Origin of the sequence: Pseudofrankia inefficax, from assembly GCF_000166135.1 — a bacterium.
Lineage (GTDB): Bacteria > Actinomycetota > Actinomycetes > Frankiales > Frankiaceae > Pseudofrankia > Pseudofrankia inefficax.
The window spans coordinates 2,497,727-2,510,939 of record NC_014666.1; the positions used below are offsets into that span (position 1 = coordinate 2,497,727).

The 13,213-nt window shown below is 72.6% G+C and carries 15 protein-coding genes; 10 read left to right on the forward strand and 5 right to left on the reverse strand.

Annotation, left to right across the window (positions count from 1 at the left end):
• Window positions 1-57 precede the first annotated feature (57 nt).
• The gene (locus FRAEUI1C_RS10170) at window positions 58-1,134 is read right to left on the reverse strand and encodes an undecaprenyl-diphosphate phosphatase (RefSeq protein WP_013423210.1); all 1,077 of its coding nucleotides are present in this window, start codon (window positions 1,132-1,134) and stop codon (window positions 58-60) included.
• A gap of 183 nt (window positions 1,135-1,317) precedes the next feature.
• Here FRAEUI1C_RS10170 and FRAEUI1C_RS10175 point away from each other — a divergent pair, with 183 nt between their 5' ends.
• Complete coding sequence (locus FRAEUI1C_RS10175) at window positions 1,318-1,716, forward strand: BlaI/MecI/CopY family transcriptional regulator (protein WP_013423211.1); 399 nt, start codon at window positions 1,318-1,320, stop codon at window positions 1,714-1,716.
• Between the two features lie 4 nt (window positions 1,717-1,720).
• Complete coding sequence (locus FRAEUI1C_RS10180; protein WP_013423212.1) at window positions 1,721-2,635, forward strand: M48 family metalloprotease; 915 nt, start codon at window positions 1,721-1,723, stop codon at window positions 2,633-2,635.
• A gap of 13 nt (window positions 2,636-2,648) precedes the next feature.
• On the opposite strand, the gene FRAEUI1C_RS10185 is transcribed toward FRAEUI1C_RS10180, so the two are convergent.
• Complete coding sequence (locus tag FRAEUI1C_RS10185; protein ID WP_013423213.1) at window positions 2,649-2,921, reverse strand: type II toxin-antitoxin system RelE family toxin; 273 nt, start codon at window positions 2,919-2,921, stop codon at window positions 2,649-2,651.
• A gap of 10 nt (window positions 2,922-2,931) precedes the next feature.
• Window positions 2,932-3,213: a type II toxin-antitoxin system Phd/YefM family antitoxin gene (locus tag FRAEUI1C_RS10190; protein ID WP_013423214.1), complete on the reverse strand. Its 282-nt coding sequence runs from the start codon at window positions 3,211-3,213 to the stop codon at window positions 2,932-2,934.
• A gap of 309 nt (window positions 3,214-3,522) precedes the next feature.
• Between FRAEUI1C_RS10190 and FRAEUI1C_RS10195 the strand changes: the two genes are divergently transcribed.
• From FRAEUI1C_RS10195 to FRAEUI1C_RS10215, 5 genes are all read left to right on the forward strand, one after another.
• On the forward strand, window positions 3,523-4,497 hold the full coding sequence (locus FRAEUI1C_RS10195; RefSeq protein ID WP_013423215.1) for an aldo/keto reductase: 975 nt from the start codon (window positions 3,523-3,525) through the stop codon (window positions 4,495-4,497).
• 86 nt (window positions 4,498-4,583) lie between these two features.
• On the forward strand, window positions 4,584-5,201 hold the full coding sequence (locus FRAEUI1C_RS10200; protein WP_013423216.1) for a TetR family transcriptional regulator: 618 nt from the start codon (window positions 4,584-4,586) through the stop codon (window positions 5,199-5,201).
• 149 nt (window positions 5,202-5,350) lie between these two features.
• On the forward strand, window positions 5,351-5,836 hold the full coding sequence (locus FRAEUI1C_RS10205; protein WP_013423217.1) for a nuclear transport factor 2 family protein: 486 nt from the start codon (window positions 5,351-5,353) through the stop codon (window positions 5,834-5,836).
• Between the two features lie 79 nt (window positions 5,837-5,915).
• The gene (locus tag FRAEUI1C_RS10210) at window positions 5,916-7,136 is read left to right on the forward strand and encodes a cytochrome P450 (protein ID WP_013423218.1); all 1,221 of its coding nucleotides are present in this window, start codon (window positions 5,916-5,918) and stop codon (window positions 7,134-7,136) included.
• Between the two features lie 203 nt (window positions 7,137-7,339).
• Window positions 7,340-7,804, forward strand: a complete 465-nt coding sequence (locus FRAEUI1C_RS10215; RefSeq protein WP_013423219.1) for a nuclear transport factor 2 family protein — start codon at window positions 7,340-7,342, stop codon at window positions 7,802-7,804.
• 121 nt (window positions 7,805-7,925) lie between these two features.
• Here FRAEUI1C_RS10215 and FRAEUI1C_RS10220 read toward each other — a convergent pair whose 3' ends face one another.
• Entirely contained in the window at window positions 7,926-8,189 is a 264-nt protein-coding gene (locus FRAEUI1C_RS10220) for a GlsB/YeaQ/YmgE family stress response membrane protein (RefSeq protein WP_041259150.1), read from the reverse strand.
• 318 nt (window positions 8,190-8,507) lie between these two features.
• On the opposite strand from FRAEUI1C_RS10220, the gene pabB reads away from it, so the two are divergent.
• The 3 genes from pabB to FRAEUI1C_RS10235 all read left to right on the forward strand — a co-directional run bounded on the left by pabB (window position 8,508) and on the right by FRAEUI1C_RS10235 (window position 12,116).
• A complete protein-coding gene (gene pabB / locus FRAEUI1C_RS10225) occupies window positions 8,508-9,674 on the forward strand; it encodes an aminodeoxychorismate synthase component I (RefSeq protein ID WP_013423221.1) in 1,167 nt (388 codons plus the stop codon).
• A 59-nt stretch (window positions 9,675-9,733) separates the two neighbouring features.
• The gene (locus tag FRAEUI1C_RS10230) at window positions 9,734-10,621 is read left to right on the forward strand and encodes a bifunctional 5,10-methylenetetrahydrofolate dehydrogenase/5,10-methenyltetrahydrofolate cyclohydrolase (RefSeq protein WP_013423222.1); all 888 of its coding nucleotides are present in this window, start codon (window positions 9,734-9,736) and stop codon (window positions 10,619-10,621) included.
• 88 nt (window positions 10,622-10,709) lie between these two features.
• Window positions 10,710-12,116: an MFS transporter gene (locus FRAEUI1C_RS10235; protein ID WP_438270027.1), complete on the forward strand. Its 1,407-nt coding sequence runs from the start codon at window positions 10,710-10,712 to the stop codon at window positions 12,114-12,116.
• A gap of 3 nt (window positions 12,117-12,119) precedes the next feature.
• On the opposite strand, the gene FRAEUI1C_RS10240 is transcribed toward FRAEUI1C_RS10235, so the two are convergent.
• The gene (locus FRAEUI1C_RS10240; RefSeq protein ID WP_013423224.1) at window positions 12,120-13,088 is read right to left on the reverse strand and encodes an AraC family transcriptional regulator; all 969 of its coding nucleotides are present in this window, start codon (window positions 13,086-13,088) and stop codon (window positions 12,120-12,122) included.
• Window positions 13,089-13,213: the final 125 nt, after the last annotated feature.

Below are 13,213 nucleotides of genomic sequence, written 5' to 3' on the forward strand. Positions count from 1 at the left end.
GGTTGGGTCCGGATGCGGGTCGGGTCGTCGGGCCGGCACGGCGCCGGCGGGCCTGGTCTAGAAGAAGGCGAACCGCACGGTGCACAGGACGCCGGCCACAAAGCAGTAGATGGCGAACGGCGTGAGCGTACGTGTCTCGAAGTACCTGACCAGGAAGCGGGTGGTCAGGTAGGCCGCGATCCCAGCGAGTACCGCGCCGAAGACGATCTGACCGTGGATGCCCTTCGTCTCGCTGCCTGCGAGTTCGGGCAGCTTGAACAGGCCGGCCGCGAGGATGATCGGCGTCGCGAGCAGGAAGGCGAACCGGGCCGCGTCCTCGTTGTTGAGCCCGCGGGAGAGGCTGCCGATCATGGTGACGCCGGACCGGGAGATGCCGGCGAGCAGCGCCAGCGACTGGTACAGCCCGATGACGGTCGCTTCCTTGACGGTGAGGTTGTCCAGGGTCTTGGCCCGGCCTCGCCCGGTGGGATGGGCGGCGCCCTGGCCGGCCCCGGCCTGGGCCGGCACCCGGGACCGGGACCGCCCGGGAATCCTGAGCGCGAGGGTCGGCGCGTCCCCGCCGCCGGCCGTCGCGGGGTAGCCGGCCTCGGCGATCGCCGCGTCGTTCGCGGGCGCCAGGGGAGAGGTCAGGCCGTCCCGGCCCTGGGTAGCGGCCACCGAGGAGCGCTCGGCGCGGTCACGCATCCGTTGCCCGGTGTAGAGGACGACCCCGTTGATGGCCAGGAACACGGAGACCGCGACCGGCTTGGCGAAGATCGTCCGCAGCGTGTGCTCGAGCGCGAGGCCGATGATGCCGGTGGGGATGGTCCCGACGATGACCATCCAGGCCAGCCGCTGTTCCGACGTCTCGATCTTGCGGGACCGCAGCGTCTGCCCGAAGGCCCTGATCAGGCGGACCCAGTCGGACCGGTAGAAGATCAGCAGCGCGAGCGCGGTCGCCACGTGCAGCGCCACGATGAAGGCCAGGTACGGCGACTTGTCGGCCGAGTTCTCGGTCACCAGGTGCTTCCATGACCCGCCGATCAGGGCCGGGATAATCACCGAGTGCCCCAGGCTCGACACCGGGAACAGCTCGGTGGCCCCCTGCAGCACGCCGATCACGCCTGACTGCAGGTAGGTCAGGTCACTGGACACACGGGTCTCCGCTCGGTTCCGGGCCGGCAGGCCAACCAGCCTGAGCCGCTCATCGGCCTGGGCTGGTCATCGCCTTGTGCCGGCTCATCGTACCTGTTCTACTACAACCTACTACAGTGAGGTTGGCGCGGGGACGACCGGTACCGCTGGTGGTCCCGGCCCGGGTAGCTTGGGCGGGTGACGATGGGCTCCGAGGGCAGGTCGCGGCGGCGGCCGGGACAGCTGGAGGCCGAGGTGCTCTCCGCGCTGTGGGCCGCCGACCGGCCGCTCGCGCCAGGAGAGGTACAGGCCGCGCTGGGCGACGGCCTCGCCTACACGACGGTGATGACCATCCTCAACCGCCTGCACGCCAAGGGTGAGCTGACCCGGACCGCCGATGGCCGCACCTTCCTCTACCAGCCGGCCCTGAGCACGGCCGAGTTCACCGCCCGCCGGATGCGCGGCCTGCTGGAGCAGGTCGACGACCCGGTCGGGGTGCTCGCCCGGTTCGTCGGCAGCCTGAAGCCCGGCGAGGAGCAGGCGCTGCGTGACCTGCTGAACCACCCGCGCCAGGACGTGGACGGACCAGGGGCCGAGGGCTGACGCGGTGTTGCTCTCTGTCTGCCTGGCCGGCGCGGCGGCGCTGGTACTGCTCGCGGTCGCCCGGCCGGCCGCTCGCCGGCTGCCCCCGGCGCGGGCGGCACTGCTGCTCGCGACCTCCGCGCTGGGCGGCGCCGCCGTCTGGGTGATCGTCGTCGGGCTGCTCGCGGTGCTGCTGGTCGGTCAGGCTCCGCCGGTCGCGGCGGTCGGGCGCTGGTCGGCCCGGCTGGTCGGCGCCGGGGACCCCGTGCCGACGATCGCCTCCGTCGCCGCGTGGGTCGCGGTCGCCGTCGGGCTCGCGGGCGCCGTGATGCTCGCCCGACGGCTGGTGGCGGAGGCGCGCCGCTGGCTGCCGGCCTACCGCTCGGACCGCTGCGCCGGCGTGCTCGTCGTCGTAGACGACCCGGAGCCGGCCGCGCTCGCGGTGCCCGGCTGGCCCGGGCGCATCGTCGTGTCGTCGGGCATGCTGCGGGCGCTGCCGGCCGAGGAGCGCCGCGTGCTGCTCGCCCACGAGCACTGCCACCTCAGTCACGCGCACTGGCTGTTCCGGTTCGTGGTGCGGCTCGCGGCGGCGGCCTGCCCGCTGGCCCGGCCCTACGTCGCCGCCTGCGACCACGCCCTGGAACGCTGGGCGGACGAGGCGGCCGCCGCCGCGACCGGCGACCGGCGCCTGACCGCGCAGGCAGTGGCCCGGGCGGCGCTCGCCCGGCACGACGCGGCGCGGACCACCGCCGCCGCGTTCACCGACGGTCACATCTCCGACCGCGTCGCCGCGCTGCTGGCCCCACCGCCCCGCCGCCGCTGGCTGCCCGCGGCGGCCCCGCTGGTGGTCCTGGCCATCGCCGCGGTCTGCGCCCTCCTGGCCGGCCACGACGTCCACGAGCTCTTCGAGTTCGCCCGCTACCCAGGCCACGGCGCCTGACCCCCGGCCGCGGTCAGGCGGTCCACGGCCGGTAGGCGTCGGCTCGGTGGGCCACACGCAGGATGGTGACGCGTTTCTTGTCGTCATCGACCCGGTAGAGGACGCGGTAAGGGCCGCGACGAGCGCTGAGGATGCCGGTGAGTTCGCGGTCGAGCGGCTTGCCTACGCGCCTCGGCCCATCGGCAAGGTCGCCGAAGGCGAACTCGACAATCGCGGGAACGACGCGCGGCGGGACCTGGTCGAGGTCGCGCTGAGCCCGCGCGGTGAAGACGACCTGGTGGCTCATGGCGCGAACGTCACCGGTCGCCGTGGGGAACGCCGAAGCGGGCGCGCATCTCGTCCTCGCCGAGAACCCGTCCGGCGTCGGCGTCCGCGTCCGCTTCGGCGACGGACTCGCGAATCCCTGGCTGGGACAGCCAGTACAGGGTCTCCTGGATCGACTCCCACTCGTCGACGCCGACGAGCACGGCTGCCGGGGAACCGTTTCTGGTGATGGTGACCTGCTCGCGGGTGAGGGCAACGGCGTCGACTAGTTCGTTCAGTCGGTCCTTGGCCTTCGAGATAGGCAGCGTCTGCACCAGTCCACGGTAGGCCTGAATTCCAGCCTGCCCAAGACCGTGCTGGCGGCCAATCCTGGGGTGCCAGAGCATTTGACTCCTTTCCTGTGGTCTGCCTGTTCGCGCGCTCGTCCTGTTCGCGCACGCTCTGTCTGCTTAGACACTGTCTGACCAGACAGTAGCGGGAGTCCGTGCGGGCTGTCGAACGCGGTGTTCGCCGGCCACGACGTCCACGAGCTCTTCGAGTTCGCCCGCTACCCAGGCCACGGCGCCTGACGGCCCGCGGTTCGTGGGCTGGGTCGGTCGGGCTCGGCTCGTAGGATCGCCGCCATGGAGGAGCGGGTTCTGGGGCGTACTGGCCGGGCGGTGTCCGTGGTCGGGCTCGGCACCTGGCAGCTGGGCGCGGACTGGGGTGCCGTCGACGAGACGAGCGCGCTCGACGTGCTGGCCGCCGCCGTCGAGCAGGGCGTCACCCTCTTCGACACCGCGGACGTGTACGGCGACGGCCGCAGCGAGCAGCTGATCGGCCGGTTCCTGCGGGAGCACCCGGACAGCGGGGTCTTCGTCGCCACCAAGATGGGCCGGCGGCTCGCGCAGGTGCCGGAGAACTACGTGCTCGCGAACTTCCGCGCCTGGAACGACCGGTCACGGCGCAACCTCGGCGTCGACCGGCTCGACCTGGTGCAGCTGCACTGCCCGCCGACGTCGGTGATCACCGGCGACGAGGTGTACGACGCCCTGGACACGATGGTCGCCGAGGGTCGGATCGCGAGCTACGGCGTGAGCGTCGAGACCGTGGCCGAGGGGCTCGCGGCGGTTGGCCGGCCCCACGTCGCCAGCGTCCAGATCATCCTGAACGCCTTCCGGCGCAAGCCGCTGGAGGAGTTCCTGCCGGCGGCGCGCGCCGCCGGGGTGGGCGTGCTCGCCCGCGTTCCGCTGGCCTCGGGCCTGCTGTCCGGCCGCTACGACGAGAACACCGTCTTCGACCCGTCCGACCACCGGTCCTTCAACCGGCACGGCGAGGCCTTCGACGTCGGCGAGACGTTCTCCGGGGTGGACTACGCGACGGGGGTCGCGGCGGCCCGGGAGTTCGCCGCGCTGTCGGATCATCCGGCCCGGCTCGCGCTGCGCTGGGTGATCGACCAGCCTGGCGTCACCACCGTCATCCCCGGGGCGCGCAACCGGGCGCAGGCGGTCGCCAACGCGGGTGCCGCCGCGTCGCCGCCGCTGGACGAGGCGACCCTGGCCGCCGTCCGCGAGATCTACGACCAGCGGATCCGCGAGCTCGTTCATAACCGCTGGTAACCCGACTGACGCGGAGGTCGCAGGCCCGCGGTCTCGGCCCGTTTGGGCCGGGTCTGCGGGGCCTCCTTGCGGCATGATGCGGATTCATGAGCGTCGAGACCCTGGTGCACCGTCCTAACGGATGGGAGCTGCGGCGTGAGCGGGTGGCCCGGCATCTGGAACGCACCGCGCTGACGCTGTTCGCCCAGGAGGCTCCGCAGGACGTCACGATCGAGCGGATCGCGGCGGCCGCGGGCATCTCGATGCGCACGTTCTTCCGCTACTTCGGCAGCCGTGACGAGGTGCTCGCCGCGCTGCCGCGAACCCTGACCGAGATCCTCTGCAACAGGGTCCGTGACCGGCCGGCGCACGAGTCGCTGGTCGAGGCGTTCTCGGCCGCGGTCCGGGAGACGGACGCGGAGCGAGGGGACGAGCGCGAGGCGGACCGGGAGCTGCTGCTGACCTGGGGCCTCGCCGTGCACCGCCTGCCGGAGACCGTGCTGCTGGCACTGGCCCGTGGCGCGGTGAGCACCGCGGTGTCGTTCCAGGCCGCGGTGTGCGCGCGGCTCGGGGTCGGGCCCGACGACGCCCGCGCCGGGGCGTACGCGGCCGCGCTCTCCGGCGTCGTCAGCTACGCGTTCGAGCGCTGGGTCGCCCGCGGCGGCGACGACTCGCTGTCCGACACCCTGCTCGACGCCCTCGCGACCCTGCCGGACCTGCGCTAGCCCCCGACAGCCAGAGCCGACTGTCAGCCCCCGACTGTCGCCGTCGACCGGCTGCGTCACGGCCGCGTCGATGTTAGCTTCTCAGATCTGACGGGCCGTCAGCTCAACGACGGGCGGCCACCACCCGGTCGGCTGACGAGGTGACGGCGATGGGCGATCCGAGCGCGACGACGACGGCCCGGCGAGAGCTGGCGGCGCCACGGGACGTGGCGGCCGGGCTGTGGGCCGCGCTGTACGCCCGGGACTGGGCGCGGCTGCGGGGCTTCTTCGGCCCGGACTCGATCTACTACGACGTGCCGACCACCGCGGCGGCCGCCGCCCGAGGCCCCGAGCACATCGAGGCTCGGCTGAAAACCGCGCTGGCCGGCCTGTCCGAGTACAGCCACGGCACCTCGCGCGTGGTCGCCGAGGGCAACCTGGTCATCACCGAGCACGAGGAGCACTGGGGCTGGCCCACCGGGGAGAAGGTCACCCTGCCGTTCGTGTCCGTCCAGCGGATCGAGGACGGCGTGATCGAGTTGTGGCGGGACTACTGGGACCTGAACACGCTGCTGGCCGCGGCACCGCCCGGCTGGCAGAAGGCGATGGCCGCCGGCGACCTGTCCTGGGTCTTCGACGCCACCGGCCTGGTCTGACCGGCCCCGGCCTGTCTGACCGGCCCCGGCCTGGCCTGACCGACACGAGGGGCACGAGCACGAAGGCGAGCGCACCGGCATGACCGCACCGACCGTCCGGCCCGACCTCAACCTGCTCGACGGCCGGTTCTACGCCGGTGACCAGGGCGACCCACACGCGGCGTATGCCTGGTTACGGGCGAACGAGCCGGTGTTCTTCGACGAGCGCAGCGGGCTGTGGGGCGTCGCGAGCTATGCGGCCGTCCTGGAGGCCGAGAAACAGCCGCACCGCTTCTCCAGCGCGAACGGCTCCCGTCCCGGCACCGGCGCGTTTCCCCACATGATCGATATGGATGACCCCGAGCACACCAAGCGACGCAAGCTGGTCAACCGGGGGTTCACCCCGCGCCGGGTGCAGTCGCGGCACGACTACCTCGTCGAGCTGTGCGACCTGCTCATCGACGCCGTCTGCGAGGCGGGGGAGTGCGACTTCGTCCGCGACCTCGCCGCCCCGCTCCCGATGATCGTGATCGGGGACATGCTGGGCGTCGCCCCCGAGGACCGGGCCCGGCTGCTGCGCTGGTCGGACGCCATGCTGTCCGCGCTGGACACGAACCCGTCGCCCGAGGCGGTCGCCGAGTCGGCCGAGGCCTTCGCGGGCTGGCACGAGCACATCACCTCGGCGGTCGAGCGGCGCAGGTCGGCGCCGACGGACGACCTGGTCAGCGTCCTAGTGCACGCCGAGGTCGACGGCGACCGGCTCACCGACCGTGAGGTCCACAGCGAGTCGCTGCTGATCCTCATCGGCGGCGACGAGACGACGCGACACGTGATCTCGGGCGGGATGGCGGCGCTGCTGGCGCACCCCGACCAGCGCGACCTGCTCGTGGCCGAGCCCGAGCGCATCCCCACGGCGGTGGAGGAGATGCTGCGCTGGGTCTCCCCGATCAAGAACATGTGCCGCACGGTCGTCGCGGACGAGACCTGGTACGGCGCCGACCTGACGGCCGGGCAGCAGCTGCTGCTGCTCTACGAGTCGGCCAACTTCGACGACGCGCACTTCACCGACCCGGAGCGCTTCGACGTCACCCGCGCGCCCAACGACCACCTGGCCTTCGGCTTCGGCACCCACTTCTGCCTCGGCAACCAGCTCGCCCGCCACGAGCTGACCGTGATGTTCACCCGGCTGCTGGCCCGCCTCCCCGACATGGAGCTGGCCACCGGCGAGCCACTGCGGCGCCGGCCGGCCAACTTCGTCTCGGGCATCGAGGCGATGCCCGTCCGCTTCACCCCGGCGAGCCCTGCCAGCCGGTCCCGGTAAGGGGATTTGCTCGGAAACGGCGGTGTGGGCGCGGGCCCCCGGTCTACACTGAGGTGACGCACATCACACCAAGCTCAGGACACGCATTCGGGAGACGGCCGGGCCAGAGCGCCGGTTGTCACCCTCCCCCGGACGACGGCGCGTGGCACGCCCGAGGGCGGCCCCCGGCACTCCTGGAGCGGATCGCGTGGACAGGAGCAAGCGTGGCTGATGCCGAGGAACTGCTGCCGGCGGACCAGCTGGCCATCACGGGCCTGCTGGCGAGGTACTGCGTCCTGCTCGACCTCGTCGACGTCGACGGCTGGGTGGGGCTGTTCACCACGGATGCGGGCTTCGACATCGACGGGCGGACCTACCGCGGCCATGACGGACTGCGCAGGCTGATGCGGACCGCGCAACGCGGAACGCATCTGGCCAATCCGCCGGTCATCGAGGCGGTCGGCCCCGACCGGGTCCGCACCACCCGCAATGCCCTGTTCGTGAACCGGCACAGCGCCGCGCTCCGCCACACGCTCTATCGCGACGAGGTGGTCCGGACGGCCGACGGCTGGCGCATCCAGTCGGTGGTCTGCCGTTTCGTCACCGGCGACGGCCTTGTCACGTGGCCGGAGCCTGGCTGTGAGTCGCCGGTCCACGGCATCGACATCCCCGACTGGGCGGACGCCTGAGCTTCTCCGGCTCCGTCTGCGCATCGGTCCGCGTCGCCGCGCGGGCCTGAACGCACAAGCGGCGTCCTCCCGGGGGAGGACGCCGCTGTGCTGTGCCCAGCGAGGGGTGCCGGCCGTGCGGTCAGCGGCGCGAGCCCCGCCAGATGGGCTGGAGAATGAGGATGGCGCCAGCCGCCACCGCGATCTGGAGGATGTGGCGGATCCAGTCGACACCGCCGGTGTGCCCGACGCCGATGGCGCTCGCGATCACGTTGCCGATCAGGGCGCCGATGATGCCGGCGACGATCGTCAGCCAGATCGGGAGATTCTGGCGTCCACGCAGGACGAGCCGGGCGAGTGCTCCGATGATCAGACCCGCGATGATGATCCAGATGATTTGGAACATGGCACTCTCGCTTCCGCGCATGGGCCTCACCACCGTCGGGGAGGCATGGTACGAAGCCGGACAGTATCGTCTTCGCCTGCGCTTTCACGTGTAACGCCTCAATCCGATGGCGCGTTGTGTGGCGGGCCGTTTCGATGGCACCTTTCGGTAGGAGCGACGGCCATCTGCGCCGGTCAGGACGTGTTCCGCCCGTGACCGGGCATCCGTCGTCTGGGCGCGCTCGTCGTCGGGGCGGGCTCGTCTGGCCGCGCCCGCGGACCCCGCTGGTCCTTACCCTGAGGAACCGTCCAGGTCCGCCGATTCCGCGCCGGAGGTGTCATGTCCAGCCAGGGCGCTACCGCCAGGTTCGACGACCTGCGGGCCGGGGTGGCCTGGGAGCTCGGACCGCCCGCCTTCGTCCTCGAGACGAGCCGGCCCGACGACGTCGCGCCGCTGCTGGCCGAGCTGGACCGGGCCACCGCCGATGGCTGGTGGGCCTACGGCTTCCTCGCCTACGAGGCCGCGGCCGGTCTGGACCCGGTGCTCGCGGTGGGCGGGGGAGTGGACGGGCTGCCGCTGGCATGGTTCGGCGTCTGCGCCGCGCCCACCGTCGTCCCGCCGGTGCGGCCGGCCGGCGCCGGCGTCTACCGGATCGGCCACTGCGAGCTGGCCTGGGACGAGGACACCCACCGGGGCCGGGTCGAGGCCGTCCGCCGTCACATCGCCGCCGGCGAGACCTACCAGGCGAACCTGACCACCCGGCTGACCGCCGAGATCGCCGGGGATCCGCGCGCGCTGTACGCCGACCTGGCGCTCGGTCAGCGCGGCGCCTACAACGCGTTCGTCGACGCTGGCCGCTTCGTGGTCGCGAGCGCGAGCCCCGAGCTGTTCTTCGAGGTCCGCGGCCGCGACGTCCGTACCCGGCCGATGAAGGGCACCGCCGGCCGGGCCGGGACCCCCGAGGCGGACGCGGCGGTCCTCGCGGCCCTGCGGTCCAGCGAGAAGGAACGCGCCGAGAACATCATGATCGTCGACCTGCTGCGCAACGATCTGGCCAGGGTCGCCGTGACCGGCGGGGTGCGGGTGAGGTCCCTGTGCCGCGTCGAGCGGTTCGAGACCGTGTATCAGCTGACCTCCGAGGTCACCGCGCGGCTGCGGCCGGATGCCGGGCTGGTCGACGTCTTCCGGGCGCTGTTCCCCTGTGGCTCGGTGACCGGCGCGCCCAAGCCGCGCACGATGGAGATCATCCGTGAGCTGGAGGACGGCCCGCGCGGGGTGTACTGCGGTGCCATCGGGCTGGTCGCCCCGCCGAGTGCCCGGTTCCAGGCCCGGTTCAGCGTCCCCATCCGCACCGCCGTCCTCGACCGGGCCACCGGCCGCGCCGACTACGGCACCGGCGGCGGCATCACCTGGGACTCGGAGCCGACCACGGAATACGCCGAGCTGCGCACCAAGGCGAAGGTTCTGACCCGCCTGACCCGCCCGGCGCTCTCGCCCGCGCCGTAGCCTGGCACTGCGACGTCCGGGCCGTTCTCAGAAACTGGCCGACTCAGATAGGAGACCGAGTGACCGCGCAGATCCTCGACGGCCGCGCCCAGTCGGCGGCGATCCTCGACCGGGTCACGACGCAGGTCGCCGCGTTCGTGGCCGCGCACGGCCGCGTCCCGGTGCTCGCGACCGTGCTCGTCGGTGACGACCCGGCCTCGCACACCTACGTCCGGATGAAGGCCAACCGCTGCGCCAAGGTGGGCATGCAGTCGCGCCGCCTGGACCTGGACGCGTCGATCTCGACCGAGACCCTGGTCGAGAAGATCCGGGAGCTGTCCGCCGACCCGGAGGTCGACGGCATCCTGCTGCAGCACCCGGTGCCCGACCACATCGACGAGCGCGCCGCGTTCGAGGCGATCGCACCGGCCAAGGACGTCGACGGCGTCACCCGTACCTCGTTCGCGATGATGGCCTTCGACGAGGGCGGGTTCCACTCGGCCACCCCCGGCGGGATCATGGCCCTGCTCGACGCCTACGACATCCCGCTGGCCGGCCGGCACGCGGTCGTCGTCGGGCGCAGCCCGATCCTCGGCAAGCCGGTCGGCATGCTGCTGCTGGCCCGCAACGCGACCGTCACCTACTGCCACTCGCGCACCACCGACCTGGCCGACCATGTCGCCCGCGCTGACGTGGTCGTCGCCGCCGTCGGCCGCCCCGCGCTCATCCGAGGCGAGTGGATCAAGCCGGGCGCTGTCGTCGTCGACGCCGGCTACGCCGACAACAGCGGCGACGTCGAATACGAACCGGCCGCCGAGCGGGCCTCCTACATCACCCCGGTGCCCGGCGGCGTCGGCCCGATGACGATCGCCGTCCTGATCGACCAGACGATGAAGGCCGCCCAGGCCCGCGAGACCGCCCGCGCCGCCCGCCTGGGCCTCACCGCCGCCACCACCGGCCCGGAGTAGGCCTGGGCCCCACGCGCGGCTGAACAGCCCGGGTCCAGCGGGTTCTCACACCGGATCCGGGCTCGGCGGCCCGGCCCGCGGTGGTGAACTGGTCCTGGCCGGTTTCCGGCCAGCCGTCCCGCGTCGCCTCGTCGGAGCCTCCGGCCGGTGGGACGAAGAGGGGGGCACCATTCGCGCGGCCTCGAACCGGGACCGCTGGTCGGTCTGGTTCTCCTACTACCTGTTCGTCATCTTCGGCATCGGGCTCGGGGCGACCGGGGTGCTGCTGCCCGCGCAGATGCGCGACTACGGGGTGGACCAGGCGACGATCGGCGCGACGTTCGTCGCCAACTCCGTGGGGTTCGTGGTGGCCAGCGCCGTGGTCGGGCCGCTCGGCCACCGGTTCGGCATGCGGCGGATGATCCTGGCCGCGAGCGTCGTCCTCGGCGGGGCCTACCTGCTGTCCGCCAGTCGGCCGCCGTTGGCGGTGCTCGTCCTGGCCAGCTTCGTGGTCGGTTCGGCGTCCGGCTCCTGTGAGGGCGTGCTCAACGCGTACGTCGCCGGGCTGCCATCGGCCACGGCGGTCATGAACCGGCTGCACGCGTATTTCGGCGTCGGGGCGCTGCTCGGCCCGCTGGCCGCGGCCGGCCTGTTGACCGTGGCCGACTGGCCCGCGGTCATGCTGATCATGGCTGGCCTCGCGCTGCCTCCCGCGGCCGTCGGCTGGCTCACCTTCCCCGCCCGTGACGTCGATCCGCTGCTGGTCGCCCACCCCGGCGCCGTCGTCGCCAGCCAGGCGGCCGGTGTGGACGGGGTCGCTCCCGTCGCGATGAGCCGCAGCGGCCGGCACGCGCTGCTCGCCGTCGTGCGCCAGCCCCTCGTGCTGTGGGCCGGCGCGATGCTCTGCGTCTACGTCGGCCTGGAACAGGGCATCGGGAACTGGGGCTATACGTACCTCGTCGACGCCCGGTCGGTGTCCGGGCTGCTTGCCGGCTACACAGCGAGCGGCTACTGGTTCGGTCTGACCGTCGGCCGGTTCGCGGCCACTCCGGCGACCACCCGGCTTCGGCTGTCGGCGACCCAGATCCTGTCGGTCTGCATGGTCGGGACGACGGTGAGCTGCGCGTTGCTGTGGGCGGCCCCCGCCACCGCGGGCCTGGCCAGCCTGAGCTTCGTCCCGTTGGGGTTCTTCCTAGGCCCGGTCTACCCGACCACGATGTCGATCATGCACAGGCTGACCGATGCCCACCTGGTGCCGACCGCGATCGGCGCGCTGGGCGCCGGCGGGGTGGCCGGCGGCGCCCTGTTCCCGTGGCTGATGGGCACGGTCATCCAGTTGGTCGGGCCGTGGACGCTGCCTCCGGTCGCGCTGATGCTGGCGGTGCTGCAGTACGCGCTCTGGCGGGTGTTGGGGCGCCGGCTCGCCGGGTCGGGCCGGCCGGGCGGCACCAGCACCGCCGTCGGCCTGTCGAACGGCAAGGTCGGGCGCTTCGTGCCGAACCCGGCCCGGGACTGACGGTTACCCGGCCGGCAGTGGCTCCCGTGGCGCTGGACCGCCGATCGGCTTCGGATCGGCGGCGACGCGGCGGCGGTAGGCCGACGGGGTCTCGCCCACCCGCAGGGCGAAGGCCCGCGCGAAGGCGCTGACGTTCTCGAAGCCGACCGCGAGCGACACGTCCAGCACCGACGGCCCCGGCTCGGCGAGCAGCGCCATCGCGCGCAGCAGCCGAGCCTGCAGCAGGTAGGCCCGCCAGGACATGCCCAGCTCGGCGGCGAACTGGCGGCGCAGCGTCCGCTCCGACACCCCGATCGCCCGGCTCACCGTGGCCGCGGTGACGGTGCCGAGGTTCTCCCGAGTGTGGGCCATCGCCGCCGCGACGAGCGGGTCCGCCGAGGTCGGCAGGCTCAGCGGGGCCTCGTGGTCGATCGCCTCGGCCACCAGGTGCGCGAGGGTGCGGAAGAAGCCGTCGGAGACGTCGTCACTCTCGGTCCGCGCGATCGGCCAGCGCAGCGCGTAGAGGATCATCTCCCGGATCAGCGGCGAGACCGCGACGATCCGGGCCCGGTCGCCGGGCCGGGGGACGATGCGCGGGTCGAACATCACCGACACGGTCCGCACGGCCGTGTTCATCGTCGCCTGGTGGGAGAGGCCGGCCGGGAGCCAGGCCGCCTGCTGGGGCGGCAGCAGGTAGCGGCCGCCGGCGGTCTCGACCTCCACGACCCCGGACATGGCGTACTCGATCTGGTGCAGGTCATGCGAGTGCCACGGGGTGACGAGCCGTTCGCCCTCGTACATGTAGCCGCCGCCGAGAGCGTCGCCGCCGCGGCGCAGGTCGATCGCGCCGATGTGGACGCCGATCAGGTCGACCTCGCTGGGGAGCGCGGCCCCGTCGATCCGCAGCGTTCCGGTGTGGTCCGGCACAGTGACGGGGGCGGCGAGGTTGGCCGTTTCTGCGGGGTTCCTGGCCGAACGTGCGGAGACGGACATGGTTGGGAAGCGTACAACTAAGTGGGTGGTCCAGCCCACACCGTGATCTAGTCGGCGGAGGGGTTGACTGACCTGACCCACCAGGCATCCGTACGGCCCGGCCGCGCCCGAGGAGGAATCCCCAG